Raw genomic sequence first — 25,131 nt, 5'->3', positions numbered from 1 at the left:
CGCAGATCGGTCGGGAGGGAAGGGACTGCGGTCAAGTCATCGATTGAGAGAGAGACACCGTGGCACTTGACGTGCTCACCGACCTGAACAAGGTCCGCAATATCGGCATCATGGCCCACATCGATGCCGGTAAGACCACTACGACCGAACGCATCCTGTTCTACACCGGTGTGAACTACAAGATCGGCGAGACCCACGACGGTGCCTCGACGATGGACTGGATGGAGCAGGAGCAGGAGCGCGGCATCACGATCACGTCGGCCGCGACGACCTGCTACTGGCACGATTACCAGATCAACATCATCGACACCCCGGGACACGTCGACTTCACCGTCGAGGTGGAGCGCTCGCTCCGCGTCCTCGATGGCGCCGTCGCCGTGTTCGACGGCAAGGAAGGCGTTGAGCCGCAGTCCGAGACCGTGTGGCGTCAGGCTGACAAGTACAACGTTCCGCGTGTGTGCTTCGTCAACAAGATGGACAAGCTCGGTGCGGACTTCTACTTCACCGTGCAGACCATCAAGGACCGCCTCGGTGCGAAGCCGCTCGTCATCCAGCTGCCGATCGGTGCCGAGTCCGACTTCGAGGGCATCGTCGACCTTCTTGAGATGAAGGCCTACATCTGGCCTGACGAGTCCAAGAAGGGTCAGGACATGACCGAGATCGAGATCCCCGCGGATCTCAAGGACAAGGCCGAAGAGTACCGTGCCCAGCTCGTCGAGGACGTCGCCGAGAGCTCGGAAGAGCTCATGGAGAAGTACCTCGAGGGTGAGGAGATCTCGATCGCCGAGCTCAAGGCCGGCATCCGCGCTCTCGTCATCAACTCCGAGGCCTTCCCGGTCATGTGCGGTTCCGCGTACAAGAACAAGGGCGTCCAGCCCATGCTCAACGCGGTCCTCGACTACCTCCCCTCGCCGCTCGACGTGCCTCCGATGATCGGACACAACCCGAGCAACGAGGAAGAGGAGATCGTCCGCAAGCCCTCCGTCGACGAGCCGTTCTCGGCACTCGCGTTCAAGGTGGCCACGCACCCGTTCTTCGGTGCGCTCACCTACGTCCGCGTGTACTCGGGACAGGTGAAGTCGGGCGAGCAGGTTCTCAACGCCACGAGCGGAAAGAAGGAGCGCGTCGGAAAGCTCTTCCAGATGCACTCCAACAAGGAGAACCCGGTCGAAGAGGCGATCGCCGGTCACATCTACGCGTTCATCGGTCTCAAGGACACGACGACGGGCGACACGCTGTGCGATCCCGCACACCCGATCGCGCTCGAGTCGATGACCTTCCCCGAGCCCGTCATCTCCGTGGCCATCGAGCCCAAGACGAAGGGCGACCAGGAGAAGCTCTCGGCTGCCATCCAGAAGTTCGTCAAAGAGGATCCGACCTACCAGGTCGAACTCGACCCGGAGACCGGCCAGACCGTCATCCGCGGCATGGGCGAGCTTCACCTCGACATCCTCGTCGACCGCATGCGTCGCGAGTTCAAGGTCGAGGCGAACGTCGGCAAGCCGCAGGTCGCGTACCGCGAGACGATCCGTCGCGCCGTCGAGAAGTACGACTACACCCACAAGAAGCAGACGGGTGGATCGGGACAGTTCGCCAAGGTCCAGGTGACCTTCGAGCCTCTCGAGGTCGACGGCGACACGATCTACGAGTTCGAGAACGCCATCACCGGCGGTCGCGTGCCTCGTGAGTACATCCCGAGCGTCGACGCCGGCATCCAGGATGCGATGCAGCTCGGCGTCCTCGCCGGCTACCCGCTGGTCGGCATCAAGGCCACTCTGGTCGACGGTGCCTACCACGACGTCGACTCCTCGGAGATGGCGTTCAAGATCGCCGGTTCGATGGTCCTCAAGGAGGCCGTGAAGAAGGCGAACCCGGTTCTGCTCGAGCCGGTCATGGAAGTCGAGGTGCGCACCCCTGAGGAGTACATGGGCGACGTCATCGGCGACCTGAACTCTCGGCGTGGCCAGATCCAGTCCATGGACGACGCTTCCGGCGTGAAGGTCGTCAAGGCTGTGGTCCCGCTGTCGGAGATGTTCGGCTACATCGGAGACCTGCGGTCGAAGACCCAGGGCCGTGCGGTGTACTCGATGCAGTTCTCCAGCTATGCGGAGGTCCCGAAGGCTGTGGCCGACGAGATCATCCAGAAGATGCGTGGCGGAGAGTAATCTCCACAGCTCATCGCCAAGGTGATGTAGAACAACATCACTGGAATGAAAGATAACCAACAAAGGTCTAAGATATGAACCGCATATCTTTTGCCAACCACGAGGAGGAACCCAGTGGCAAAGGCTAGTTTCGATAGGACTAAGCCGCACGTCAACATCGGCACCATCGGCCACGTTGACCACGGAAAGACCACCTTGACCGCTGCGATCACCAAGGTCCTGGCGGACAAGTACCCCGATCTCAACGAGGCTCGCGCCTTCGACCAGGTGGACAACGCACCTGAGGAGAAGGAGCGCGGCATCACCATCAACGTCTCGCACGTTGAGTACCAGACCGAGAAGCGTCACTACGCTCACGTCGATGCCCCTGGTCACGCCGACTACATCAAGAACATGATCACCGGTGCTGCTCAGATGGACGGCGCGATCCTCGTGGTCGCCGCCACCGACGGTCCGATGCCGCAGACCCGTGAGCACGTCCTGCTCGCGCGCCAGGTGGGTGTGCCCTACATCGTCGTGGCTCTCAACAAGTCCGACATGGTCGAAGACGAAGAGCTCCTCGAGCTCGTCGAGTTCGAGGTCCGCGACCTGCTCTCGAGCCAGGAGTTCGACGGCGACAACGCTCCCGTCGTCCAGGTCTCCGCTCTCAAGGCCCTCGAAGGCGACGAGAAGTGGGTCAAGACCGTCGAAGACCTCATGGATCAGGTCGACGAGTACGTTCCGGAGCCGGAGCGCGACATCGACAAGCCCTTCCTCATGCCCGTCGAGGACGTCTTCACGATCACCGGTCGTGGAACCGTCGTCACCGGTCGTGTCGAGCGCGGCGTCCTCCTCCCCAACGAGGAGATCGAGATCGTCGGCATCAAGCCGAACTCGTCGAAGACGACCGTCACCGCCATCGAGATGTTCCGCAAGACCCTGCCGGACGCCCGTGCAGGTGAGAACGTCGGTCTGCTTCTCCGCGGCACCAAGCGCGAAGACGTCGAGCGCGGCCAGGTCATCGTCAAGCCGGGTTCGATCACCCCGCACACCAAGTTCGAAGGTCAGGTCTACATCCTGAGCAAGGACGAGGGCGGCCGTCACAACCCGTTCTACTCGAACTACCGTCCGCAGTTCTACTTCCGGACCACCGACGTCACCGGCGTCATCACGCTGCCCGAGGGCACCGAGATGGTCATGCCCGGCGACAACACCGACATGTCGGTCGAGCTCATCCAGCCGATCGCCATGGAGGAAGGCCTCCGCTTCGCCATCCGCGAGGGCGGCCGCACCGTCGGTGCAGGTCGAGTCACCAAGATCATCGAGTGATCTGACTCTTCTCCACTGAGCCTCACCGCTCAGCGCTGAAGTCCACAGGGGCCGCAATCATCATGATTGCGGCCCCTGTGGCGTCTATGCTGGACTTTCGCACAGCCCGCATCGCACAGTGAGGAGACAGGGCATGGCAGAGGGGCAGAGCTGGGCGGCCGACGCCGTCATCTACCAGGTCTATCCGCGCTCGTTCGCCGACGGCGACGGCGATGGGATCGGCGACCTGCCGGGGATCCTCGAGCGCTTCGACCACTTCACCGACCTCGGAGTCGACGCGATCTGGCTCTCCCCGTTCTACCCCTCGCCCGGCAACGACGCCGGCTATGACATCAGCGACTACCGGGACGTCGATCCCGTCTTCGGCACGCTCGCCGACTTCGATGCGCTCATCGCCCGTGCCCACGCCGCGGGCGTGCGCGTCATCGTCGATCTCGTCCCCAATCACACGTCCGCCGCCCATCCGTGGTTCCAGGAGGCCCTGCGCGCCGAGGCGGGGGACCCCGCCCGTGACATGTACGTCTTCCGCACCGGTCGGGACGGCGGTGAGGCACCGCCGAACAACTGGACGTCGGTCTTCGGCGGTCCCGCGTGGACCCGGGTCGAGGGCAGCGACGACTGGTACCTCCACCTCTTCGATCCCACTCAGCCCGACCTCAACTGGGAGAATCCGGCCGTGCGGGAGGCGTTCGAGGGAATCCTGCGCTTCTGGCTCGACCGCGGCGTCGACGGCTTCCGCGTCGATGTCGCCCACGGTCTCATCAAAGCCGAGGGTCTGCCCGATCACCTGCCCGCCGGTGAGGGCGATGGGGCACTGGCGGCCTCCCCGACCGCGGCCTCGCCGTTCTTCGACCAGGACGGCGTCCATGACGTCTACCGCGCGTGGCGGACGGTCCTCGACGGCTATCCGGGGGAGCGGATCCTCGTCGCCGAAGCCTGGGTCGAACCGCTCTCGCGCCTCTTCCGCTACGTCCGCGCCGACGAGATGGATCAGGCCTTCAACTTCACCTTCCTCATGGCGGGCATCGACCCGGTCAGCCTCCACCGCGCCGTCGACGAAACCTTCGCGGCCGCCGCCGAGGTCGGGGCGAGCCCCACCTGGGTGATGTCGAACCACGACACCGTCCGCCATGCCAGCCGCTTCGGACTTCCCACCCCGCCGCCGCATCAGCGCGGCATCGGACCCGCGGACCCGCAGCCGGATCAGGCACGGGGCCGGCGACTGGCGGCCGCGATGGCCCTCGTCGAACTCGGCCTGCCCGGCTCCGCCTACGTCTACCAGGGTGACGAACTCGGCCTGCCCGAGCACACGCAGCTGTCAGCCGACGAGCGACGGGATCCGGTGTTCGCCCGCAGCGGGGGTGCCGAACTCGGACGGGACGGGGCGCGCACCCCGTATCCCTGGTCGGGCACGGATGACCACCTCGGCTTCGGCACCCGCGCCGATGCCCAGACGTGGCTGCCTCAACCCGAGTCGCACCGCGGCCTCGCCCGCGACGTGCAGCGCACTGACGCGGACTCGCAGCTCGGCCTCTACACCGAGCTCATCGCCCTCCGACGCGCCCGGGGGATCGGACGCGGAGCGTTCGCGTGGCACGCCCTCGACGATCCCGGCGCCGGTCTCCTCGCCTTCACGAGCGCGACTGCCACCGGCGCCGTCCTCGTGCTCGCGAACCTCACAGCCGTGCCGCGCGCGCTGACCGAGCTGCCGGCGGGGGAGATCCTCGCCGCAAGTCACCCTGATGCCATCTCGGAGGGAGTGCTGAGCGCGGACAGTGCCGTGTGGATCGCGCTCGAGTGATTCCATTCCGCCTGACTTGGGGTAATGTGGCTCACAGACGACCATGACATGTGCAACGCTGCAGAGTGGCAGGTGGGCGATGACGGAGAAGGCAAGGAAGCACGGACCGTGGCGACTGGCGCTGGCAGGCGGCGCGCTGCTCGGTCTCGTCGCAGTCACCGGGTGCAGCGCGAACACCTCGACACCGACCCTGACGTGGTACATCAACCCCGACAATGGGGGACAGGCGACGATCGCCGAACAGTGCACGGCCGAGGCCGACGGGGCGTACCGGATCTCGACGAGCCTGCTCCCCAACGATGCTCCCAGCCAGCGCGAGCAGCTCATCCGCCGGCTCGCCTCTGCCGACTCGTCGATCGACATCATGAGCCTCGATCCGGTCTACGTCGCCGAGATGGCCAACGCCGACTACCTCGCCCCCGTGCCCGAGGAATACGTCGGGGAGTTCACCGACGGGGTCATTCCCTCCTCGGTCGAATCCTCGACCCGGCAGGACGTCCTCGTCGCCGCTCCCTTCTGGGCCAACACCCAGCTGCTGTGGTACCGCAAATCCGTCGCCGAGGCGGCCGGGCTCGATATGTCCCAACCGGTGACCTGGGACGAGATCATCGAGGCCGCCGACAGCCAGGACAAGCGCGTGGGCGTGCAGGGCATCAGAGCCGAGTCGCTGACGGTGTGGATCAATGCGATGGTCGAATCCGCCGGCGGGCAGATCGTCGAGAACCCCGACGCCGATTCGCCCGACCAGGTCAGACTCGGCCTCGACTCCGAGGCCGGCCGGAGCGCTGCGGGCATCATGGAGCGGATCGCTGAGACCGGCGTCGGCGGCCCCGCGCTGTCGAACCTCGACGAGAACGGCGCGATGCTCGAATTCCAGAGCGACGACGGCGGCTTCATGGTCAACTGGCCCTTCATCTACTCGGCCTCGCAGGCAGCCGTCGAGGACGGCAGCCTCGATCAGGCGGTTCTCGACGACATCGGGTGGACCCTCTACCCCCGCGTCGACGAGGGGCAGGAATCACGGCCGCCGCTGGGTGGGATCAACCTCGGCGTCGGTGCCTTCTCGGAGAACCCGGACCTCGCCTTCCAAGCCGTCCAGTGCATCCGCTCACCGGAGAAGCAGTCCGCGTACTTCCTCACCGACGGCAACGCTCCGTCGAACCTCGCCGCCTTCGACGATCCGGAAGTGCGGGAGGCGTTCCCCGCCGCACCGGTCATCGCCGAATCGCTCCAGGTCTCGGCCGCCCGTCCGCTCACGCCCTACTACAACGAGGTGACCGGCGGGATCCAGAAGTCGTGGCACCCGCCGGAGGCGGTCCGTCCGGATTCCACGCCGGCGCGGTCCCAGGAATTCATCCTCGAGATCCTCAAGGGGGAGAGGCTGCTGTGAAAGCAAAGGTGTCGAACCGGCAGCGCGGTGAGACGAGACTCGGGTGGATGCTCTCGGCTCCCGCGGTCATCATCCTCCTCGCCGTCACCGGCTATCCCATCCTCCAGGCGGTGTACTTCTCGTTCTTCAACTACCGGATGACCGACCCGGACAACCGCTTCGTCAACTGGGGGCAGAACTACATCGTCATCCTCACCGATCCGCTGTGGTGGCAGACGGTCGGGGTGACCCTGCTCCTCACGGTCGTCACGGTCGCCGTCGAACTCGTCCTCGGGTTCGCGCTCGCGCTCGTCATGCTCAATGCGCTCAAAGCGGTGCGGCCGTGGGTGCGCACGGCCATCCTCATCCCCTACGGCATCATCACCGTCGTCGCGGCGTTCTCCTGGAAGTACGCCTTCGACCTCGGCACCGGCTTCGTCGGCACCTGGCTGTCGATGCCGGCCTTCGACTGGTTCGGCGACTTCTGGTCCTCGTTCATCGTCATCTGCGCCGCGGAGATCTGGAAGACGACGCCGTTCATCTCCCTGCTCCTCCTCTCCGGTCTCGCGCAGATCCCCAGCGACATGCTCGAGGCGGCGACCGTCGACGGCGCGACCTGGTGGCAGCGGATGTGGAAGGTGATCATCCCGAACATGAAGGCGGCCATCATGGTGGCGCTGCTCTTCCGCACCCTCGACGCGTTCCGCGTCTTCGACTCCGTGTTCGTCATGACCGCCGGCGCGCAGAACACCGCGACCGTCTCGTTCCTGACATACAACCAGTCGATCGGCCAGCTCCAGCTGGGCATGGGCTCGGCGCTGTCGGTGCTGCTCTTCCTCAGCGTCGCCCTCATCTGCTTCATCTTCATCAAGTTCTTCAAGGTCGACCTGGCCCAGGCGAGAGGTGAGTGAGACGATGTCCGGCCGCAAACACACCGTCTGGTGGATCGTCATCAGCCTCGTCGTCGCCGTCTACGCGCTCTTCCCCGTCGTGTGGATCGTCTCCCTGTCGCTGAAATCGCCCGGCGACATCGCCAACAAGCAGTTCTGGCCCACCGCGATCGACTGGTCGAACTACGAGCTGATCTTCACCGGAGCCGCGAAGGACCTCTTCCTCCCCGCGCTCGTCAACTCGATCGGGATCTGCCTCATCGCCACCGTCATCGCCGTCGTCCTCGCCACGCTCACGGCCTACGCGGTGGCCCGTCTCGACTTCCCGGGCAAGAAGCTCATCCTCACGATGGCCCTGGCCGTGTCGATCTTCCCCGTCATCTCGCTCGTCACCCCGCTGTTCCGGATCTGGTCGGCGATCGGGCTCTACGACACGTGGGCGGGCCTCATCATCCCGTACCTCTCGCTCACCCTGCCGATCTCGATCTGGACGCTCGCCGCGTTCTTCCGGCAGATCCCGTGGGAGCTCGAGCAGGCCGCTCAGGTCGACGGGGCGACGAGCTTCCAGGCCTTCCGCAAGGTCATCGTTCCCCTGGCCGCCCCCGGCGTCTTCACCACGGCGATCATCGCGTTCTTCATCGCGTGGAACGACTTCGTCTACGGGATCTCGCTGACCTCGACCTCGGCGGCCCGACCGGTGCCCGCGGCCCTGTCCTTCTTCACCGGCGCCAGCCAGTTCGAAGAGCCCGCCGGCGCGATCTCCGCGGCGGCGATCGTCGTCACTATCCCGATCATCATCATCGTCCTGCTCTTCCAGCGCCAGATCGTCTCCGGTCTGACCTCGGGAGCCGTCAAGGGATGAGCCCCACGCCCACCACCCCACACCAGCGGAGTTGAGAACCATGTCCGAGATCGAACTGCGGAACATCATCAAGCGCTACGGCGACGGATACCCCGCGATCAGCGATGTCAGCCTGCGGATCGCCGAGGGCGAGTTCGTCATCCTCGTCGGCCCCTCGGGATCGGGCAAGTCGACCCTGCTGCGGATGATCGTCGGCCTCGAGGACATCACCGAGGGCGACCTGCGCATCGACGACGAACGCGTCAACGACTCCGCGCCCCGCGAACGCGACCTCGCCATGGTGTTCCAGAACTACGCCCTCTACCCGCACCTGACCGTCGCCGAGAACATCGCGTTCCCGCTCATGCTCGCCAAGGGACAGTACTCGAAGGAGGAGATCGACGAGCGGGTCAACCGGGCGGCGACGCTGCTCGAACTCCGCGACCACCTCGACCGCAAGCCTGCGAACCTCTCCGGCGGGCAGCGACAGCGGGTGGCGATGGGCCGGGCGATCGTCCGCGACGCGAAGGCGTTCCTCTTCGATGAGCCGCTGTCGAACCTCGACGCGAAGCTGCGCATCCAGATGCGCACCGAGATCTCGCGGATGCAGCGCAACCTCGGCGTCACCACCGTCTACGTCACCCACGACCAGACCGAGGCGATGACCTTGGGCGACAAGGTCGCGGTGCTGAAGAAGGGCGTGCTCCAGCAGTACGCGAGCCCGCAGGAGCTCTACGACGAGCCCGTCAACCTCTTCGTCGCCGGCTTCATCGGGTCACCGCCGATGAACTTCCTGCCGGTGGAGAACGTCGACGGTCGGCTCCGCTCCCCGTTCGGGGAATTCAGCCTCCCGGCCGCCGAGGCGGAGAAGCTGCGCGGTGCCCCGCAGTACCTCGTCGCCGGCATCCGGCCCGAGGACTTCCACGATGCGGCGACCCTCGACGTGGCGAAGCGCGGCGGGGGAGCGCGGCTGAGCGCCGAGGTCGACGTCACCGAATGGCTCGGCAACGAGGTCTACGCCTACATCCCCTTCGAAGCGGAGCCGGCGGTGAGGAAGGCCCTCGAGGAACTCGACCGCGACCTCGACGGCGAGGGCGCGCGCACGCAGGTCGTCGCCGTCCTCGACCCGTCCACCTCGGTGCGCGAGGGCGATACGATGGAACTGTGGTTCGACCCGGCCAAGGTCATGGTCTTCGATCCCGAGACGGGAGAGAACCTCACCCGCGATCCGGAGAACGCGCAGCGCCTCGCCGCAGAGTCCGAAGCCGCTCGCCAGCGGGCCCTCGAGCGGGCGAAGTCACAGCAGGCCGCCACCGTCTGAGACTTCACTCACAAGCACAACCCCCGGAATTGCGCGGATGCGTACGCCTGTGAAAAGATAGTCAGGTTGCGTTCTGGGTGTTGACCCCTGCACTGCGGCCTGTTCGGCCGCGAACAGCCCGGAACACTATCGGATCGATGAATCTGCGACACCGCGGGTTCGGACCGAGCAGCCAATGAGTAGAAGCGCCGTCGGCCCTGACAGATGAGAAGCGAGAGCTTCGTCCGCCAGGATCAGCCGACACGCCCGACCTCGGGGGTCGGTCATGGTCAGCCGGCACAGACCCCTGTCGCATCCGCGGCGGGAGGTTGATGGCCGGAAGGAACAAAAGAAAGAGACGACGCCATGGCGGGACAGAAGATCCGCATCCGGCTCAAGTCGTACGACCACGCTGTGATCGACAGTGCTGCGCGAAAGATCGTGGACACCGTCACTCGCGCTGGTGCGACTGTTGTGGGCCCGGTGCCGTTGCCGACGGAGAAGAACGTGTACTGCGTCATCCGTTCGCCGCACAAGTACAAGGACAGCCGTGAGCATTTCGAGATGCGCACGCACAAGCGTCTGATCGACATCGTCGATCCGACGCCGAAGGCCGTCGATTCGCTCATGCGTCTCGACCTCGCCGACGACGTCAACATCGAGATCAAGCTCTAAGGGAGGGAAAAATGGCGAACACTCGTTCCTCAGCTCTCCCGACCACCCGCAAGGTCAAGGGCCTGCTGGGTACCAAGCTGGGCATGACCCAGGTGTGGGATGAGCAGAACAAGCTCGTGCCGGTGACCGTTGTGGCCACCGGAAACAACGTTGTCACCCAGATCCGCGACGAAGAGACCGACGGCTACCCGGCCGTGCAGATCGCCTTCGGCGAGATCGACCCGCGCAAGGTCAACAAGCCGACCGCTGGTCACTTCGAGAAGGCCGGCGTGACCCCGCGCCGTCACCTCGTCGAACTGCGCACCGCTGACGCCGGCGAGTACTCGCTGGGTCAGGAGCTCGGTGTCGACACGTTCGAAGCCGGAGTCAAGGTCGACGTCACCGCGAAGACCAAGGGCAAGGGCACCGCTGGTGTCATGAAGCGCCACGGCTTCTCCGGTGTCGGCGCCTCGCACGGTGCTCACCGCAATCACCGCAAGCCGGGTTCGATCGGTGGAGCAGCTACGCCTGGTCGCGTGTTCAAGGGCATGCGCATGGCCGGCCGCATGGGTGCCGTCAAGCACACCACCCAGAACCTCACGATCCACGCCGTGGACACCGAGAACAACTTCCTGCTCATCAAGGGTGCCGTTCCCGGCCCCAAGGGCGCCGTCGTTCTCGTTCGCTCGGCTTCGAAGGAGGCCTGAACGACATGACTGATGTCAAGACAGTCGACGTCGTCGATGCCACCGGTGCGAAGACCGGTTCCGTTGACCTGCCCGCCGAGGTCTTCGGCGTGGCGACCAACGTGCCGCTCATCCACCAGGTCGTCGTCGCACAGCTCGCAGCTGCCCGCCAGGGCACGCACAAGACCAAGACCCGCTCCGAAGTTCGCGGCGGCGGTCGCAAGCCCTACCGTCAGAAGGGAACCGGCAACGCCCGTCAGGGTTCGATCCGCGCTCCCCAGTACAACGGCGGTGGAATCGTGCACGGTCCGGTGCCGCGCGACTACTCGCAGCGGACCCCGAAGAAGATGAAGGCCGCCGCTCTGCGCGGAGCCCTCTCCGACCGCGCACGCCTCGATCAGGTCTTCGTCGTGAAGAACCTCATCACCGGCGACGCCCCGTCGACCAAGCAGGCGAAGCTCGCTCTGGGCGGCCTCTCCGATCGCAAGAACACCCTCGTGGTGCTCGACCGTGACGACGAGCTCACCTACCTCAGCGTTCGCAACCTGCCGCACGTGCACGTGCTCACCTCCGATCAGCTCAACACGTACGACGTGCTGGTCGCCGATGACATCGTGTTCACCGAGGCAGCTCTTGCCGCGTTCCTGGGCGGAAACCGCGATTCGGAGGACGCATCATGAGTCTCAACTTCAAGGATCCGCGCGACATCATCATCGCGCCGGTCGTCTCGGAAAAGACCTACAGCCTGATGGACGAGGGGAAGTACACCTTCATCGTCGATCAGCGCTCGAACAAGACCGAGATCAAGAACGCCATTGAATCGATCTTCGATGTGCAGGTCGCCAAGGTGAACACCCTGAACCGTCAGGGCAAGCGCCGCCGCACCCGCACCGGTTGGGGGAAGCGCAAGGACACCAAGCGTGCCATTGTCGCCCTCAAGGACGGATCGATCGACATCTTCGGTGGATCGCTCTAAGCGATCCTTCGCATAAGAAGGACAAGACTCATGGGAATTCGCAAGCACAAGCCGACGACCCCGGGCCGCCGTGGCTCGTCGGTCGCCGACTTCGTCGAAGTGACCCGGTCGACGCCGGAGAAGTCGCTTCTGCGCCCGCTGCCCAAGCGCGGCGGCCGCAACAACCAGGGACGCGTGACCACTCGCCATCAGGGCGGCGGTCACAAGCGCCAGTACCGTGTCATCGACTTCCGCCGCCACGACAAAGATGGTGTCCCGGCGAAGGTCGCGCACATCGAGTACGACCCGAACCGCACCGCGCGCATCGCCCTCCTGCACTACGCAGACGGTGAGAAGCGCTACATCATCGCCCCGCAGAACCTCAAGCAGGGCGCTCAGGTGGAAGCCGGACCGGGTGCAGACATCAAGCCGGGCAACAACCTCGCCCTGCGCAACATCCCAGTCGGCACCGTCGTGCACGCCGTCGAGCTGCGCCCCGGTGGCGGAGCCAAGATCGCCCGTTCTGCCGGTTCGTCCGTGCAGCTCGTCGCGAAGTACGGCCGATTCGCTCAGCTGCGGATGCCTTCGGGCGAGATCCGCAACGTCGACGCCCGCTGCCGTGCCACGGTCGGCGAGGTCGGCAACGCCGAGCAGTCGAACATCAACTGGGGCAAGGCAGGTCGCATGCGCTGGAAGGGCAAGCGCCCGTCCGTGCGTGGTGTCGTCATGAACCCGATCGACCACCCGCACGGCGGTGGCGAGGGCCGGACCTCGGGTGGTCGTCACCCGGTCAGCCCGTGGGGTCAGCCAGAAGGCCGCACTCGCCGGCCGAAGAAAGAGAGCGACAAGTACATCGTGCGCCGTCGCCGGACCGGCAAGAAGCGCTGATTGGAGTACTGACTTATGCCTCGTAGCCTCAAAAAGGGTCCTTTCGTCGATGAGCACCTGTACCAGAAGGTCGCTCGTCAGAACGAGAAGAACACCAAGAACGTAATCAAGACCTGGTCGCGTCGCTCGATGATCATCCCGGACTTCCTGGGACACACCATCGCCGTTCACGACGGACGCAAGCACGTCCCGGTCTTCATCACTGAAGCGATGGTCGGGCACAAACTCGGCGAGTTCGCACCCACACGGACGTTCCGTGGCCACGAAAAGGACGATCGCAAGGGCCGCCGCCGCTGAGGCGGGGGACCAGCGATCTCAGACAGGAGAGAAGGAAGCGATGGAAGCCAAGGCTAAGGCGCGTTACCTGCGCGTCACGCCTCGCAAGGCTCGGCGCGTCATTGACCTCATTCGTGGTCAGCAGGCAACCGAAGCACTTGCAGTGTTGAAGTTCGCCGAGCAGTCGGCGTCCGACCCGATTTACAAGCTCGTCGCCTCGGGCATCGCGAATGCGCGTGTCAAGGCCGACGAGGAAGGTCTCGCGTTCGACGAGAACGACCTGGTCATCTCGGAGGCGTTCGTCGACGAGGGGCCGACCATGAAGCGGTTCCGCCCGCGTGCTCAGGGACGTGCGTTCCGCATTGAGAAGCGCACCAGCCACGTCACCGTGGTCCTGGCCAGCGGAGACGACCTGCCGCAGCAGAAGAGCCGGAAGGGGAACCGCTGATGGGCCAGAAGATCAATCCGAACGGATTCCGACTCGGAATCACCACGGACCACAAGTCGAAGTGGTTCGCTGACTCGACCAAGCCGGGGCAGCGCTACAGCGACTACGTGCTCGAAGATGTCAAGATCCGCCAGATGATGACCAAGGGCCTCGAGCGGGCCGGCATCTCGAAGGTCAACATCGAGCGCACCCGTGACCGTGTCCGCGTGGACATCCACACCGCCCGTCCGGGCATCGTCATCGGACGCCGCGGTGCCGAGGCCGACCGCATCCGCGGTCAGCTCGAGAAGCTCACCGGCAAGCAGATTCAGCTCAACATCCTTGAGGTGAAGAACCCGGAGATCGACGCTCAGCTCGTCGCTCAGGGCGTTGCCGAGCAGCTCGCCAGCCGCGTGGCCTTCCGCCGCGCGATGCGCAAGGCGATCCAGAGCGCCCAGCGCGCCGGTGCCAAGGGCATCCGCGTGCAGTGCTCGGGCCGCCTCGGCGGTGCTGAGATGAGCCGGTCGGAGTTCTACCGCGAAGGCCGTGTGCCCCTGCACACCCTGCGCGCGAACATCGACTACGGATTCCACGAGGCGCACACCACCTTCGGACGCATCGGCGTCAAGGTGTGGATCTACAAGGGCGACATGACCGACAAGGAGCTTGCCGCCGAGCAGGCGAAGGCTCCGGCAGCGCGCGGCCCCCGTGGTCGCGGTCGCGGCCGCGGCGGTCGTGGACGGGGTCAGGAAGGCGGAGCCCGCCGGAACGACTCGGCCCGCACGACTGAGAACAACGCTGAGGCCCCCGCGGCTGAGGCCGGAACGGAGGGCTGAGACATGTTGATCCCTCGTCGAGTGAAGTACCGCAAGCAGCACCACCCCAAGCGGGGCGGCGCTGCCAAGGGTGGCACGACGGTGGCCTTCGGTGACTACGGCATCCAGGCTCTCGAGCCGGCCTACGTCACCAACAGGCAGATCGAAGCCGCACGTATTGCCATGACGCGCTACATCAAGCGCGGTGGCAAGGTGTGGATCAACATCTACCCCGACCGACCGCTGACGAAGAAGCCCGCCGAGACCCGCATGGGTTCCGGCAAGGGCTCTCCCGAGTGGTGGGTCGCCAATGTCAAGCCGGGACGGGTCATGTTCGAACTCGCCGGTGTGTCCGAGGAAGTTGCTCGTGAGGCGCTGCGCCTGGCGATCCACAAGCTTCCGCTCAAGGCCCGCATCGTGGCCCGCGAAGGTGGTGAGTGAGCATGGCGATCGGTTCGAAGAACCTGTCCATGGACGCGCTTGACGGTTACGACAACGAGCGTCTGGCGGAAGAGCTCAAGAAGGCCAAGGCCGAGCTGTTCAACCTCCGCTTCCAGTCGGCCACCGGCCAGCTGGAGAACCACGGCCGCCTCAAGGCCGTGCGTCGCGACATCGCTCGTATCTACACCGTGCTCAATGAGCGGGAGCTGGACATCCGTCCGAACCCCGCTGACGCCAAGGAAGAGGACAAGTGATGGCAGACACGACCAACACCGAGGCGACGTCTGTCGACCGCAACTCCCGCAAGACTGCGCGTGGCTACGTCGTCTCCGACAAGATGGACAAGACCATCGTCGTCGAGATCGAAGAGCGCAAGAAGCACCGCCTCTACGGCAAGGTCATGCGCAAGTCGGTCAAGCTCAAGGCCCACGACGAGGAGAACACCGCCGGCATCGGCGACCTCGTCCGTGTGGCTGAGACGCGTCCGGTTTCGGCCGCGAAGCGCTGGCGGCTCGTCGAGATCATCGAACGCGCCAAGTAAGTCAGCGTTCGCCCCTCCCTCCCGGTCCCGCCCATGGCCTGAGACTCTCAGGCCATGGGCGGCTACCGGGAACGGGGCGAGTATGTCAATGAATCCGTTCCGCAAGGCTCGCAGCGATGTGAGAACCAGCGCGACGACAGGAGAAAACAGTGATTCAGCAAGAGTCGCGACTCAAAGTCGCCGACAACACCGGAGCCAAGGAGATCCTGGCCATCAGGATCCTCGGCGGTTCCGGTCGGCGCTACGCCTCGATCGGTGACACCATCGTGGCCACCGTCAAGGACGCAATCCCCGGCGGCAACGTGAAGAAGGGTGACGTCGTCAAGGCCGTCATCGTTCGCACGGCCAAGGAACGTCGCCGCCCGGACGGCTCCTACATCAAGTTCGACGAGAATGCAGCTGTCATTCTCAAGGCTGATGGGGAACCCCGCGGCACCCGCATCTTCGGACCCGTGGGACGCGAATTGCGTGACAAGAAGTTCATGAAGATCGTCTCCCTGGCACCGGAGGTGTTGTGAGCATGGCGAACAAGCTCAAGATCAAGAAGGGCGACCTCGTCCAGGTGATCGCAGGTGCCCGTCAGTCGCGCGGCGGCGATCGTGGGAAGCAGGGCAAGGTCCTTGCCGTCTACCCCGAGCGCAACCGCGTCCTCGTCGAGGGCGTCAACCGCGTGATCAAGCACAAGAAGGCAACGCAGACTCAGGCCGGCGGCACCGCCGGCGGCCGTGAGACTCACGAAGCCCCCATCCATGTGTCCAACGTGGCGCTCGTTGATCCCAAGGACAACAAGCCGACCCGCGTCGGATACCGCGAAGAGCAGGTGGAGCGCAACGGTCGCACCAAGACCGTGCGGGTCCGCTACTCGCGTCGCACCGGGGAGGAGATCTGATGACGGAGACAAGCACGAACCGTCCGGCGCCGCGCCTCAAGCAGGTCTACCGCGATGAGATCGTCGGTAAGCTGCAGGAGGAGTTCGACTACGCCAACCCGATGCAGGTTCCCGGTCTCACCAAGGTCGTCGTCAACATGGGTGTGGGTGACGCAGCGCGTGACTCGAAGCTCATCGAAGGCGCGATCAACGACCTCACCCTCATCACCGGCCAGAAGCCGATCGTGACGCGGGCGAAGAAGTCCATCGCTCAGTTCAAGCTGCGCGAAGGACAGCCCATCGGCGCCCACGTCACCATGCGCGGAGCCCGGATGTGGGAATTCGTCGACCGCGTCATCTCGCTGGCACTCCCGCGCATCCGCGACTTCCGCGGACTCTCGGACCGCCAGTTCGACGGCAACGGCAACTACACGTTCGGTCTCACGGAGCAGTCGATGTTCCACGAGATCGATCAGGATCGCATCGATCGTGTCCGCGGTATGGACATCACCGTTGTGACGACGGCGAAGACCGACGATGAGGGACGGGCCCTGCTCCGCCACCTCGGCTTCCCGTTCAAGACAAAATAATCTCTACGTTGCAGGTCCAAGCGCGCATGCCGCGGGCGGAAACCGTAACGAGGAAGGGCACGAGCCCACATGACAATGACTGATCCAGTCGCAGACATGCTCACGCGTCTGCGCAACGCCAACTCGGCTTACCACGAGGACGTCAGCATGCCGTTCTCGAAGCTGAAGTCGAACATCGCCGAGATCCTCAAGGCCGAAGGCTACATCACCGGGTGGAGCGTCGAAGACGCGACCGTCGGGAAGACCCTGCGCCTCGATCTCAAGTTCGGTCCCAACCGTGAGCGTTCGATCGCCGGCCTCCGCCGTGTGTCGAAGCCGGGACTGCGCGTCTACGCGAAGTCGACGAATCTGCCGAAGGTCCTCGGTGGACTCGGCATCGCCATCCTGTCGACCTCGTCGGGTCTCCTGACGGATCGCCAGGCCGCCAAGAAGGGTGTGGGTGGGGAAGTCCTCGCCTACGTCTGGTAAGGAAAGGGGAGAAGAGCATGTCACGCATCGGCAAGAACCCGATCTCCGTTCCGTCTGGCGTCGAGGTCAAGATCGACGGCCAGGATGTGGCCGTCAAGGGCCCCAAGGGCGAACTGTCCGTGACCATCGCCGAGCCGATCACCGTGTCGCTCGATGAGGGCACGGTCACCGTGGCCCGTCCGAACGACGAGCGCGAATCGCGGTCGCTGCACGGACTGTCCCGCACCCTGATCAACAACATGATCATCGGTGTCACCGAGGGCTACACGAAGGGTCTCGAGATCGTCGGCACCGGTTACCGTGTGCAGGCGAAGGGATCGAACCTCGAGTTCGCTCTCGGCTACAGCCACTCGATCACCGTCGAACCGCCCGAGGGCATCTCGTTCTCCGTCGAAGGACAGAACAAGGTGGCCGTCCACGGCATCGACAAGCAGCTGGTCGGAGAGACCGCTGCGAACATCCGGAAGCTGCGCAAGCCCGAACCCTACAAGGGCAAGGGTGTCCGCTACGCCGGAGAGAATGTCCGTCGCAAGGTCGGAAAGGCTGGTAAGTAGAGATGGCCTTTGGCAAGAAGGAAAGCTACGGCAAGGGCAGGGCAGCTGCTCGCAAGCGCCGTCACACTCGTCTGCGCAAGCATGTCAGTGGTACGGCCGAGCGTCCCCGTCTCTCAGTGACCCGTTCCACGCGCCACGTCTTCGTCCAGGTCATCGACGACACCGTCGGCAAGACCCTGGCCTCGGCCTCCACCATGGAAGCCGATCTGCGCGCACTCGAAGCAGACAAGACCGGCAAGGCCCGCAAGGTCGGCGAGCTGGTTGCCCAGCGCGCCAAGGAAGCCGGCGTCGAGGCCGTCGTGTTCGACCGTGGAGGCAACGCCTACCACGGCCGTGTGCAGGCCATCGCCGAAGGTGCCCGTGAAGGAGGATTGGCGCTATGAGCGAAGAGAACAACGTCTCGCAGGAGACTGCTGAGAACCGCGGTTCCGACAACCGCGGCGGTGACAACCGCGGTTCCGACAACCGCGGCGGACGCGGCCAGGGTCGCGGACGCGGCGACGGTCGCGGACGCGGCGGTCGCGGAGACCGCGAAGAGAAGAGCCAGTTCATCGAGCACGTCGTCACGATCAACCGCGTGTCGAAGGTCGTCAAGGGTGGACGTCGGTTCTCCTTCACCGCCCTCGTCGTCGTCGGTGACGGTGACGGCATGGTCGGCATGGGCTACGGCAAGGCGAAGGAAGTTCCCGCCGCCATCGCGAAGGGTGTCGAGGAGGCGAAGAAGAACTTCTTCCGCGTCCCCCGCATCCAGAAGACGATTCCCCACCCCGTTCAGGGTGAGGAAGCGGCCGGCGTCGTCCTGCTCCGTCCCGCCGCTCCGGGTACCGGCGTCATCGCCGGCGGTCCGGTCCGTGCAGTGCTCGACGCTGCCGGCGTCCAGGACATCCTGTCCAAGTCGCTGGGTTCGTCGAACGCGATCAACATCGTCCACGCTGCGATCAAGGCTCTCCAGAGCCTCGAGCGTCCCGAGGAAGTCGCGGCTCGCCGCGGCCTGCCCGTCGACGAGGTCGCACCGCACGCGCTTCTGCGTGCGGCTGCTGAAAGCGGGGCGAAGGCCTGATGGCGAAGCTCAAGGTAACTCAGAAGAAGTCCGAGATCGGCGGCAAGCAGAACCAGCGTGATTCGCTGCGTTCGCTCGGCCTCAAGCGGATCAACGACGTCGTGGTGCACGAGGATCGCCCGGAGATCCGGGGCATGATCAATGTCGTGCGTCACCTGGTGACAGTGGAAGAGGTGGACTGAAATGGCGAACAACGACGCACTGAAGATCCACGATCTCCGTCCGGCCCCCGGCGCCAAGACCGCGAAGACCCGTGTGGGTCGCGGTGAGGGCTCGAAGGGCAAGACCGCCGGCCGCGGAACCAAGGGCACGAAGGCCCGCTACCAGGTTCCGCACGGCTTCGAGGGTGGACAGACGCCGATGCACATGCGTCTGCCCAAGCTGCGTGGGTTCAAGAACCCCGCGAAGGTGACCTTCCAGGTCGTCAACCTCGACAAGCTGTCGGCTCTGTTCCCGGAAGGCGGCGACGTCACCGTCGCCGATCTGGTCGCCAAGGGCGCTGTGCGCCCGAAGCAGCCGGTCAAGGTTCTGGGCACGGGTGAGATCACCGTGGCGATCAACATCACTGCAGACAAGTTCTCGGGCTCGGCGCTCGAGAAGATCGCAGCTGCAGGCGGAAGCGCCACCGAGGCCTGAGTGCGGGCCCGCACCAGCGGGCACGGCATCAGGACCCCGAGACGAAAGGGGCGGTCACAGTGTGACCGCCCCTTTCGGCATACCCGCACCCCGGCAGATGGCAGTGGGCACACGTGAGGAGAACCCGGGCACCGCCTCGGCGAGACCCTCCTCACGATGGGAGCTGGGACCGGCGGGAGACCGGGGGAGAGGGACCCGTTCGGTTTCTGCCTGAGACCCGCACCCTGGTAGTCTTTTGCAGGTATTTGTCTCATTCGCCAGGTCGTGACAGCGACCCTGACTTCCATCCCCCTGAGGAGGACGCTTGATCGGCGCAATTCGGAGGGCCTTTTCCACGCCCGACTTGAGGAACAAACTCCTCTTCACCCTGGGCATCATCGTCCTCTTCCGCCTGGGCTCCTTCATCCCCTCGCCCGGCATCGACTACACGCAGGTCCAGCAGTGCGTAGCGTCCCCGCAGCTCAACGAGGGCGGGTTCGCGATGATCAACCTCTTCAGCGGCGGCGCCCTGCTCCAGCTGTCGATCTTCGCCCTCGGCATCATGCCCTACATCACGGCGAGCATCATCGTCCAGCTGCTCCGCGTCGTCATCCCGCGCTTCGAGGCCCTCCACAAAGAAGGCGCCTCCGGTCAGGCCAAGCTCACGCAGTACACGCGCTACCTCACGATCGGCCTCGCGATCCTCAACGCCACCACCCTCGTCGCCACCGTGCGCACGGGTGCGCTGTTCGGTCAGATCGAAGGCTGCACGAACCTCATCACCAACGACACGTGGTGGGGCATCACCGTCCTCGTCATCACGCTCACCGCCGGCACCGGCCTCATCATGTGGCTCGGCGAGCAGATCACCGAGCACGGCGTCGGCAACGGCATGTCGATCCTCATCTTCACCTCGGTGGCGGCGGCCTTCCCGTCCTCGCTCGGCGCGATCCTCCGCGAACAGGGCATCGACGTGTTCCTCATCGTCATCGCCGTCGGCCTCGTCCTCGTCGCGCTCGTCGTCTTCGTCGAGCAGTCCCAGCGCCGCATCCCCGTCCAGTACGCCAAGCGCATGGTCGGGCGCCGGATGTTCGGCGGCACCTCGACGTACATTCCGATCAAGGTCAACATGGCCGGCGTCATCCCCGTCATCTTCGCCTCCTCGGTGCTCTACCTGCCGAGCCTCATCGCTCAGTTCTTCAACCCCGAGACGAACTGGGTCGAATGGATCAACACGTACTTCACCACCGGCGACCACCCGATCTACATCGCCGCCTACGCGGTGCTCGTCATCTTCTTCTCGTACTTCTACGTCGCGATCACCTTCAACCCGGAGGAAGTCGCGGACAACATGAAGAAGTACGGCGGCTTCATCCCCGGCATCCGGGCCGGACGTCCCACCGCGGAGTACCTGAGCTACGTGCTCAGCCGCATCAACTTCCCCGGATCGCTCTACCTCGCGTTCGTCGCGCTCATCCCGCTCATCGCCCTGGTTCTCATCAACGCGAACCAGAACTTCCCCTTCGGCGGCACCTCGCTGCTCATCGTCGTGGGTGTCGGCCTTGAGACGGTCAAGCAGATCGACGCGCAGATGCAGCAGCGCCACTACGAGGGCCTGCTCCGCTGACCTCACGGTCAGCGCAGTTCTCCGGAAGGACAGATATGAGTTCACGCATCATCCTCATCGGCGCGCCCGGCGCCGGCAAGGGCACCCAGGCGGCACGACTCGCCGAGGCGCTCGACATCCCCGCGATCTCGACCGGGGACATCTTCCGCGCCAACGTCAAGGGCGAGACCGAGCTGGGCACGCTCGCGAAGCGCTACATGGACGCCGGTGAGTACGTTCCCGACGAGGTGACGAACAAGATGGTCGCCGATCGGCTCGCGCAGGACGACGCCGCAGCCGGCTTCCTCCTCGACGGCTACCCGCGCACCGCCGCGCAGGTCGCCGAACTCGACCGGATGCTCGAGGCAGGCGGCCACGAGCTCTCCGCCGTCGTCGAGCTCACCGCCGACGTCGACGAGGTCGTCGCCCGGCTGCTCGCCCGCGCGGAGAAGGAAGGCCGCAGCGACGACAGCGAAGACGTCATCCGTCACCGCCTCGACGTCTACGCCGAGCAGACGCAGCCGCTGACCGACATCTACCGCGAGCGCGGACTGCTGCGGGAGGTCGACGGCCTCGGTGAGGTCTCCGCGATCACCGATCGCATCCTCGACTCCCTGCGATGATCTTCGGTCCCCGGATCGAGCTGAAGTCGCCCGCGCAGCTGCGCAGCATGCGGGCGGCCGGCGCGGTCACGCGGGCCGCGCTCGACGCCGCCCGGGCCGCCGCGGTCCCGGGGGCGACGACCGCTGAGGTCGATGCCGCCGCTGAAGCGGTCATCGCCGAGGCGGGGGCGACGTCGAACTTCAAGGGCTACCAGGGCTTCCCGGCCGTCCTCTGCATCTCCGTCAACGAGGAGATCGTCCACGGCATCCCCGGGCAGCGTGTGCTTGAGCCGGGCGACCTCGTCTCGATCGACGGCGGCGCGATCGTCGACGGGTTCCACGGGGACTCCGCCTTCACGATGATCGTCGGCGGAGAGGCCGCGGGCACGGCGGCCGACCGCGCGCTGTCTGCCGCGACCGAGCGGGCCATGTGGGCCGGGATCGCGGCGTTCGCGACGGGAACGAAGGTCAGCGACATCGGCGATGCCATCGACGACTACGTCACCGAGGCGGCCCCCGACCTCGGTCTCGTCGAGGAGTTCACCGGTCATGGGATCGGCACGTCGATGCACATGCCGCCGGAGGTCCTCAACTACCGCGCGAAGTCGAACGGTCCGAAGATCCGCCCGGGCATGTGCCTGGCGATCGAGCCGATGCTCACGGCCGGCAGTCCGGAGACCGTGACGCTTGCCGACGACTGGACGGTCGTCACCGCCGACGGCTCCCGGGCCAGCCATTGGGAGCACAGTGTCGCCCGCCACGACGGCGGCGTGTGGGTGCTCACCGCATCCGACGGCGGGGCCGCCGAACTCGCCGAGTTCGGGATCACCCCGGTGCAGCCGGGGCAGTGACCGCAGTGCCGTCGCCGCGCGGCGGCATCCGGGTGAGGGGAGTGGGGCCTCAGCTGCCGACAGCGGTCCCGCGCGTCGACGCGGCGACTCCGAGGTAGGTGGCGACGAAGACCCCGGAGAACGTCATCAGCCCGAGGGCGAACATCCACACGGCCGTCTCGAGGATCTCGGCACCGAAGATCTGGAAGAGGCAGAAGGCGAGGAAGGCGGCCGCTGAGCCCGCGAGCAGACCCGCGACCTTCGCCGTCGAATAGACCCGCTGTCTGCGCTCGAACCTGTCATTGTCCATGGTCATTCGTCCCTTCTCATCAGCCCTGGTGGGATGGCTCTCACGGTAGGATTGCGGCATGAGCGACGTCCAACTTGCCACGAAACGTAGGCGAGATGTGGGCGATCGCTATCGGCTGACGCGGATCGCCTTCGATGTCGTCTCCGTCTTCGGGTGTCTGCGGGCGAGCGGGGTGCCCGGCCCGATCATCGTGCGCATCCTCGCCGACCACGGCTATTCGGCCTCGAGTGTGCGCAACCAGCTCACCCGCATGGCCCAGCGCGATCTCATCTCACTCGAGCGCTGCGGTCGCGTCACCCGGTACCGGCTCAGCCCGCGGATCCTCGCGCAGTTCCGCGACATCAGCGGCGACCGCGACCTTCCGGAGTTCGCCGGCCGCTTCCACGCCGCCCTCTACACGATCCCCGAGTCCTCCCGCCCGCAGCGGGACCGCTTCCAGTACGTCGCGCGCATGCTCGGGTACCGGCAGCTGCGGGCCGGGGTCCTCATCGGCTTCGCCGATCGCAGCCACGCGCTGCGCGCCCAGCTGCCGGCCGACATCGACGGCGGCTGGTACGAGTGCACGCAGATCGTTCCCGGTGACCTCGCCGCGGCGAAGCGGATGACCGCGATCGCCTTCGAACTCGCCGGTGCCCGCCGGCAGATCGAGGAGTTCGAGGTCGAGATCAGCCGCCTCGGCGGGCCGCACGACAAACCGGGGGCGGGGCTGCCGGAGCTGCCGATCGGCCGATTCTTCGACCTCTACTACCGGGTCGGGCGCGCGGTCATGGAGAACCCGTTGCTGCCGGCGGAGATCGTCGGGTCCGGACAGCCCTCGCAGCGCTTCCGGACGTTCATGGACCGCTGCAACCTCGAGTACTACCTCCGCTACGACCAGCAGGTGCGGGAGGCGGCGGCGGAGAACGCCGCCTTCGAGCTCATCGAATGGCTGCCGGAGGGCTGAGGCTGTCCCGCCGCCTGTCCGGAGGTTCCGTTCTCAATCGTGCGGTCCGCGGCGGACCGCGGTGACGAGCCGGCCCACCGCCTCCTCGAGGAGGGGACGGGGGAGGGCGAAGTTGATCCGGACGTGCCCGGCGCCGACCTTCCCGCAGAGGCGCCCCTCGGTCACTGCGACCTTCGCTGCATCGTTGAAGTGCGCCGAGAGCCCCGACTCGAACCCGTAGCCGCGCAGGTCGAGCCACGCGAGGTAGGTGCCGTCGGGCGGGATGTAGGCTGCGTTCGGCAGCTCGGAGGTGAGCAGATCGGTGAGGACGTCGCGGTTGCCCTTGAGGTAGGCGGTGATCTCGGCGAGCCAGTCGCCGCCCTGGGAGTAGGCGGCGGTCGTGGCGAGGATTCCGGGATTCGCGGCCGCACCGGAGACGAAGTGCCCCTTCCGGGCCCAGGTCTCACGGTCGTGGGGATTCGTGAGGATGAGCTGGGCGCATTTGAGGCCGGGGATGTTGAAGGCCTTCGACGCGGCGGTCGCGGTGGCCGTGTGCCCGGCGGTCACCGCGCTCAGGCTCGCATAGGGCACATGATGGGCGGGATCGTAGACGAGGGGAGCGTGGATCTCATCGGAGAACACGCGCGCGCCCGCGGCCTCGACCACCTCGGCGATCGCCTGCAGCTCGGAGGGCGAATAGACCTTCCCGATCGGGTTGTGCGGGTTGCACAGGACAAGGGTGGCTCCCGGGGTGAGCGCTTCGGCCACGGCGTCGAGGTCGACCTGCCAGTCGGTCTCCGTCCGCAGCATCGGCACCTCGATGAGCTCACGGCCGGTGACCGCGGCGACGTCGAAGAACGGCATGTACGCCGGGGTCGGCAGCACGATCGGGGTGCCGGCCGGGGTGAGATGCTCGAGCACGCCGATGAAGGCCGCGAGGACGTCGCTGGCGAGGTGGACGTGCTCGGTGGGGAACTGCCAGCCGTAGCGGTCGGCGCAGAACGCCGAGGTGGCGCTGCGGAGGTCGGCGACGAGACTTCCCGGGGCGTAGCCGTAGAGGTCGCGGGCGTCGATCTCAGTCATCGCCTGTCGGATGACGGGCGCGACCCCGAAGTCCATCTCGGCGATGAAGGCGCCGAGGCTGCCGGGGAACGACGACCATTTGCGGCCGCCCTTCGCGACGAGCGATTCCTCGGTGATGGCGTCGAGATCGTCCATGGTGCTCTCTTCCCTGTGCGCGGCGGTGTCTGTGCTCACGCTAGCAGTCGCCGCGGTCGGTCTCTCGGGCTCGACGACATGGGAGGTCACGGGGCGGAACGACAGTCGCAGCGGTAGGGCGACGACGGCCC

The 25,131-nt window shown here is 65.7% G+C and carries 33 protein-coding genes; 31 read left to right on the top strand and 2 right to left on the bottom strand.

The annotated features are described in order from the left end of the window. The first annotated feature begins 59 nt into the window (after positions 1-59). From fusA to map, 30 genes are all read left to right on the top strand, one after another. Positions 60-2,165 carry an elongation factor G gene (gene fusA / locus FJ887_RS12725; protein WP_137826107.1) on the top strand — a complete coding sequence of 702 codons (2,106 nt, stop codon included), beginning with the start codon at positions 60-62 and terminating at the stop codon, positions 2,163-2,165. A gap of 114 nt (positions 2,166-2,279) precedes the next feature. Beyond that, positions 2,280-3,473 carry an elongation factor Tu gene (gene tuf / locus FJ887_RS12720; RefSeq protein ID WP_137826108.1) on the top strand — a complete coding sequence of 398 codons (1,194 nt, stop codon included), beginning with the start codon at positions 2,280-2,282 and terminating at the stop codon, positions 3,471-3,473. Between the two features lie 133 nt (positions 3,474-3,606). Further along, the gene (locus FJ887_RS12715) at positions 3,607-5,274 is read left to right on the top strand and encodes a glycoside hydrolase family 13 protein (protein WP_140955545.1); all 1,668 of its coding nucleotides are present in this window, start codon (positions 3,607-3,609) and stop codon (positions 5,272-5,274) included. Positions 5,275-5,353: 79 nt separating this feature from the next. Then, a complete protein-coding gene (locus FJ887_RS12710) occupies positions 5,354-6,664 on the top strand; it encodes an extracellular solute-binding protein (protein WP_140955546.1) in 1,311 nt (436 codons plus the stop codon). Between the two features lie 47 nt (positions 6,665-6,711). Next, complete coding sequence (locus tag FJ887_RS12705; RefSeq protein WP_181365660.1) at positions 6,712-7,554, top strand: carbohydrate ABC transporter permease; 843 nt, start codon at positions 6,712-6,714, stop codon at positions 7,552-7,554. 4 nt (positions 7,555-7,558) lie between these two features. Further along, on the top strand, positions 7,559-8,395 hold the full coding sequence (locus tag FJ887_RS12700) for a carbohydrate ABC transporter permease (RefSeq protein ID WP_137826111.1): 837 nt from the start codon (positions 7,559-7,561) through the stop codon (positions 8,393-8,395). 40 nt (positions 8,396-8,435) lie between these two features. Further along, complete coding sequence (locus FJ887_RS12695) at positions 8,436-9,695, top strand: ABC transporter ATP-binding protein (RefSeq protein ID WP_140955547.1); 1,260 nt, start codon at positions 8,436-8,438, stop codon at positions 9,693-9,695. Positions 9,696-10,040: 345 nt separating this feature from the next. Continuing rightward, positions 10,041-10,349 (top strand): 30S ribosomal protein S10, encoded by a 309-nt coding sequence (gene rpsJ, locus FJ887_RS12690; RefSeq protein WP_009379191.1) that lies wholly within the window; start codon positions 10,041-10,043, stop codon positions 10,347-10,349. Positions 10,350-10,360: 11 nt separating this feature from the next. Continuing rightward, positions 10,361-11,035, top strand: a complete 675-nt coding sequence (rplC, locus tag FJ887_RS12685) for a 50S ribosomal protein L3 (protein WP_137826113.1) — start codon at positions 10,361-10,363, stop codon at positions 11,033-11,035. Between the two features lie 5 nt (positions 11,036-11,040). Next, entirely contained in the window at positions 11,041-11,694 is a 654-nt protein-coding gene (rplD, locus tag FJ887_RS12680; protein ID WP_137826114.1) for a 50S ribosomal protein L4, read from the top strand. Continuing rightward, positions 11,691-11,990, top strand: coding sequence for a 50S ribosomal protein L23 (rplW, locus tag FJ887_RS12675; RefSeq protein ID WP_009379194.1), 300 nt, complete (start codon positions 11,691-11,693; stop codon positions 11,988-11,990). The genes rplD and rplW overlap by 4 nt, the downstream gene beginning before the upstream one ends. A gap of 30 nt (positions 11,991-12,020) precedes the next feature. Next, complete coding sequence (gene rplB, locus FJ887_RS12670; RefSeq protein WP_137826115.1) at positions 12,021-12,857, top strand: 50S ribosomal protein L2; 837 nt, start codon at positions 12,021-12,023, stop codon at positions 12,855-12,857. 15 nt (positions 12,858-12,872) lie between these two features. Next, the gene (rpsS, locus tag FJ887_RS12665; protein ID WP_113905439.1) at positions 12,873-13,154 is read left to right on the top strand and encodes a 30S ribosomal protein S19; all 282 of its coding nucleotides are present in this window, start codon (positions 12,873-12,875) and stop codon (positions 13,152-13,154) included. 40 nt (positions 13,155-13,194) lie between these two features. Beyond that, entirely contained in the window at positions 13,195-13,581 is a 387-nt protein-coding gene (gene rplV / locus FJ887_RS12660) for a 50S ribosomal protein L22 (RefSeq protein WP_137826116.1), read from the top strand. Next, on the top strand, positions 13,581-14,396 hold the full coding sequence (rpsC, locus tag FJ887_RS12655) for a 30S ribosomal protein S3 (RefSeq protein ID WP_137826117.1): 816 nt from the start codon (positions 13,581-13,583) through the stop codon (positions 14,394-14,396). The genes rplV and rpsC overlap by 1 nt, the downstream gene beginning before the upstream one ends. 3 nt (positions 14,397-14,399) lie before the next feature. Then, complete coding sequence (rplP, locus tag FJ887_RS12650; RefSeq protein ID WP_009379199.1) at positions 14,400-14,816, top strand: 50S ribosomal protein L16; 417 nt, start codon at positions 14,400-14,402, stop codon at positions 14,814-14,816. 2 nt (positions 14,817-14,818) lie between these two features. Beyond that, positions 14,819-15,070: a 50S ribosomal protein L29 gene (rpmC, locus tag FJ887_RS12645; RefSeq protein WP_137826121.1), complete on the top strand. Its 252-nt coding sequence runs from the start codon at positions 14,819-14,821 to the stop codon at positions 15,068-15,070. Then, positions 15,070-15,357: a 30S ribosomal protein S17 gene (gene rpsQ / locus FJ887_RS12640; RefSeq protein WP_140955548.1), complete on the top strand. Its 288-nt coding sequence runs from the start codon at positions 15,070-15,072 to the stop codon at positions 15,355-15,357. Before rpmC ends, rpsQ begins: the two co-directional genes overlap by 1 nt. A gap of 149 nt (positions 15,358-15,506) precedes the next feature. Then, entirely contained in the window at positions 15,507-15,875 is a 369-nt protein-coding gene (gene rplN / locus FJ887_RS12635; protein WP_137826777.1) for a 50S ribosomal protein L14, read from the top strand. 2 nt (positions 15,876-15,877) lie between these two features. Continuing rightward, entirely contained in the window at positions 15,878-16,246 is a 369-nt protein-coding gene (rplX, locus tag FJ887_RS12630; protein ID WP_137826776.1) for a 50S ribosomal protein L24, read from the top strand. Further along, the gene (gene rplE, locus FJ887_RS12625; protein ID WP_137826775.1) at positions 16,246-16,815 is read left to right on the top strand and encodes a 50S ribosomal protein L5; all 570 of its coding nucleotides are present in this window, start codon (positions 16,246-16,248) and stop codon (positions 16,813-16,815) included. The genes rplX and rplE overlap by 1 nt, the downstream gene beginning before the upstream one ends. A gap of 69 nt (positions 16,816-16,884) precedes the next feature. Further along, the gene (rpsH, locus tag FJ887_RS12620) at positions 16,885-17,283 is read left to right on the top strand and encodes a 30S ribosomal protein S8 (protein ID WP_137826774.1); all 399 of its coding nucleotides are present in this window, start codon (positions 16,885-16,887) and stop codon (positions 17,281-17,283) included. 17 nt (positions 17,284-17,300) lie between these two features. After that, complete coding sequence (gene rplF, locus FJ887_RS12615) at positions 17,301-17,837, top strand: 50S ribosomal protein L6 (RefSeq protein WP_137826773.1); 537 nt, start codon at positions 17,301-17,303, stop codon at positions 17,835-17,837. 2 nt (positions 17,838-17,839) lie between these two features. After that, a complete protein-coding gene (rplR, locus tag FJ887_RS12610; RefSeq protein WP_137826772.1) occupies positions 17,840-18,220 on the top strand; it encodes a 50S ribosomal protein L18 in 381 nt (126 codons plus the stop codon). After that, complete coding sequence (gene rpsE, locus FJ887_RS12605) at positions 18,217-18,897, top strand: 30S ribosomal protein S5 (RefSeq protein WP_249356900.1); 681 nt, start codon at positions 18,217-18,219, stop codon at positions 18,895-18,897. The genes rplR and rpsE overlap by 4 nt, the downstream gene beginning before the upstream one ends. Further along, positions 18,897-19,079 (top strand): 50S ribosomal protein L30, encoded by a 183-nt coding sequence (rpmD, locus tag FJ887_RS12600; RefSeq protein ID WP_009379218.1) that lies wholly within the window; start codon positions 18,897-18,899, stop codon positions 19,077-19,079. Before rpsE ends, rpmD begins: the two co-directional genes overlap by 1 nt. A 1-nt stretch (position 19,080) precedes the next feature. Beyond that, complete coding sequence (gene rplO / locus FJ887_RS12595; protein ID WP_137826771.1) at positions 19,081-19,533, top strand: 50S ribosomal protein L15; 453 nt, start codon at positions 19,081-19,083, stop codon at positions 19,531-19,533. A 304-nt stretch (positions 19,534-19,837) separates the two neighbouring features. Beyond that, the gene (gene secY / locus FJ887_RS12590) at positions 19,838-21,139 is read left to right on the top strand and encodes a preprotein translocase subunit SecY (protein ID WP_137826770.1); all 1,302 of its coding nucleotides are present in this window, start codon (positions 19,838-19,840) and stop codon (positions 21,137-21,139) included. Positions 21,140-21,174: 35 nt separating this feature from the next. Next, complete coding sequence (locus FJ887_RS12585) at positions 21,175-21,741, top strand: adenylate kinase (RefSeq protein WP_137826769.1); 567 nt, start codon at positions 21,175-21,177, stop codon at positions 21,739-21,741. Next, positions 21,738-22,571, top strand: a complete 834-nt coding sequence (gene map / locus FJ887_RS12580) for a type I methionyl aminopeptidase (protein WP_137826768.1) — start codon at positions 21,738-21,740, stop codon at positions 22,569-22,571. Before FJ887_RS12585 ends, map begins: the two co-directional genes overlap by 4 nt. A 49-nt stretch (positions 22,572-22,620) precedes the next feature. Here the strand turns inward: map and FJ887_RS12575 are convergent, their stop codons facing one another. After that, the gene (locus FJ887_RS12575; RefSeq protein ID WP_137826767.1) at positions 22,621-22,866 is read right to left on the bottom strand and encodes a hypothetical protein; all 246 of its coding nucleotides are present in this window, start codon (positions 22,864-22,866) and stop codon (positions 22,621-22,623) included. Between the two features lie 52 nt (positions 22,867-22,918). Between FJ887_RS12575 and FJ887_RS12570 the strand changes: the two genes are divergently transcribed. Next, the gene (locus tag FJ887_RS12570) at positions 22,919-23,803 is read left to right on the top strand and encodes a PaaX family transcriptional regulator (RefSeq protein ID WP_249356899.1); all 885 of its coding nucleotides are present in this window, start codon (positions 22,919-22,921) and stop codon (positions 23,801-23,803) included. Between the two features lie 33 nt (positions 23,804-23,836). Here FJ887_RS12570 and FJ887_RS12565 read toward each other — a convergent pair whose 3' ends face one another. Then, positions 23,837-25,039: a MalY/PatB family protein gene (locus FJ887_RS12565; RefSeq protein WP_249356898.1), complete on the bottom strand. Its 1,203-nt coding sequence runs from the start codon at positions 25,037-25,039 to the stop codon at positions 23,837-23,839. Positions 25,040-25,131 lie beyond the last annotated feature (92 nt).

This window comes from Brevibacterium sp. XM4083, from assembly GCF_006489205.2.
Lineage (GTDB): Bacteria > Actinomycetota > Actinomycetes > Actinomycetales > Brevibacteriaceae > Brevibacterium.
The sequence above is the reverse complement of the archived record's forward strand: the minus strand, read 5'-3'. Positions and strand labels throughout refer to the sequence as shown.

What these genes read in the sequence shown, in the direction of transcription:
- FJ887_RS12715 (WP_140955545.1), top strand. Translation starts at nt 3,607, where the DNA reads ATGGCAGAGGGGCAGAGCTGGGCGGCCGACGCCGTCATCTACCAGGTC.
- FJ887_RS12710 (WP_140955546.1), top strand. Translation starts at nt 5,354, where the DNA reads ATGACGGAGAAGGCAAGGAAGCACGGACCGTGGCGACTGGCGCTGGCA.
- FJ887_RS12705 (WP_181365660.1), top strand. Translation starts at nt 6,712, where the DNA reads ATGCTCTCGGCTCCCGCGGTCATCATCCTCCTCGCCGTCACCGGCTAT.
- FJ887_RS12700 (WP_137826111.1), top strand. Translation starts at nt 7,559, where the DNA reads ATGTCCGGCCGCAAACACACCGTCTGGTGGATCGTCATCAGCCTCGTC.
- FJ887_RS12695 (WP_140955547.1), top strand. Translation starts at nt 8,436, where the DNA reads ATGTCCGAGATCGAACTGCGGAACATCATCAAGCGCTACGGCGACGGA.
- rpsJ (WP_009379191.1), top strand. Translation starts at nt 10,041, where the DNA reads ATGGCGGGACAGAAGATCCGCATCCGGCTCAAGTCGTACGACCACGCT.
- rplC (WP_137826113.1), top strand. Translation starts at nt 10,361, where the DNA reads ATGGCGAACACTCGTTCCTCAGCTCTCCCGACCACCCGCAAGGTCAAG.
- rplD (WP_137826114.1), top strand. Translation starts at nt 11,041, where the DNA reads ATGACTGATGTCAAGACAGTCGACGTCGTCGATGCCACCGGTGCGAAG.
- rplW (WP_009379194.1), top strand. Translation starts at nt 11,691, where the DNA reads ATGAGTCTCAACTTCAAGGATCCGCGCGACATCATCATCGCGCCGGTC.
- rplB (WP_137826115.1), top strand. Translation starts at nt 12,021, where the DNA reads ATGGGAATTCGCAAGCACAAGCCGACGACCCCGGGCCGCCGTGGCTCG.
- rpsS (WP_113905439.1), top strand. Translation starts at nt 12,873, where the DNA reads ATGCCTCGTAGCCTCAAAAAGGGTCCTTTCGTCGATGAGCACCTGTAC.
- rplV (WP_137826116.1), top strand. Translation starts at nt 13,195, where the DNA reads ATGGAAGCCAAGGCTAAGGCGCGTTACCTGCGCGTCACGCCTCGCAAG.
- rpsC (WP_137826117.1), top strand. Translation starts at nt 13,581, where the DNA reads ATGGGCCAGAAGATCAATCCGAACGGATTCCGACTCGGAATCACCACG.
- rplP (WP_009379199.1), top strand. Translation starts at nt 14,400, where the DNA reads ATGTTGATCCCTCGTCGAGTGAAGTACCGCAAGCAGCACCACCCCAAG.
- rpmC (WP_137826121.1), top strand. Translation starts at nt 14,819, where the DNA reads ATGGCGATCGGTTCGAAGAACCTGTCCATGGACGCGCTTGACGGTTAC.
- rpsQ (WP_140955548.1), top strand. Translation starts at nt 15,070, where the DNA reads ATGGCAGACACGACCAACACCGAGGCGACGTCTGTCGACCGCAACTCC.
- rplX (WP_137826776.1), top strand. Translation starts at nt 15,878, where the DNA reads ATGGCGAACAAGCTCAAGATCAAGAAGGGCGACCTCGTCCAGGTGATC.
- rplE (WP_137826775.1), top strand. Translation starts at nt 16,246, where the DNA reads ATGACGGAGACAAGCACGAACCGTCCGGCGCCGCGCCTCAAGCAGGTC.
- rpsH (WP_137826774.1), top strand. Translation starts at nt 16,885, where the DNA reads ATGACAATGACTGATCCAGTCGCAGACATGCTCACGCGTCTGCGCAAC.
- rplF (WP_137826773.1), top strand. Translation starts at nt 17,301, where the DNA reads ATGTCACGCATCGGCAAGAACCCGATCTCCGTTCCGTCTGGCGTCGAG.
- rplR (WP_137826772.1), top strand. Translation starts at nt 17,840, where the DNA reads ATGGCCTTTGGCAAGAAGGAAAGCTACGGCAAGGGCAGGGCAGCTGCT.
- rpsE (WP_249356900.1), top strand. Translation starts at nt 18,217, where the DNA reads ATGAGCGAAGAGAACAACGTCTCGCAGGAGACTGCTGAGAACCGCGGT.
- rpmD (WP_009379218.1), top strand. Translation starts at nt 18,897, where the DNA reads ATGGCGAAGCTCAAGGTAACTCAGAAGAAGTCCGAGATCGGCGGCAAG.
- rplO (WP_137826771.1), top strand. Translation starts at nt 19,081, where the DNA reads ATGGCGAACAACGACGCACTGAAGATCCACGATCTCCGTCCGGCCCCC.
- FJ887_RS12585 (WP_137826769.1), top strand. Translation starts at nt 21,175, where the DNA reads ATGAGTTCACGCATCATCCTCATCGGCGCGCCCGGCGCCGGCAAGGGC.
- map (WP_137826768.1), top strand. Translation starts at nt 21,738, where the DNA reads ATGATCTTCGGTCCCCGGATCGAGCTGAAGTCGCCCGCGCAGCTGCGC.
- FJ887_RS12575 (WP_137826767.1), bottom strand. Translation starts at nt 22,866, where the DNA reads ATGACCATGGACAATGACAGGTTCGAGCGCAGACAGCGGGTCTATTCG.
- FJ887_RS12570 (WP_249356899.1), top strand. Translation starts at nt 22,919, where the DNA reads ATGAGCGACGTCCAACTTGCCACGAAACGTAGGCGAGATGTGGGCGAT.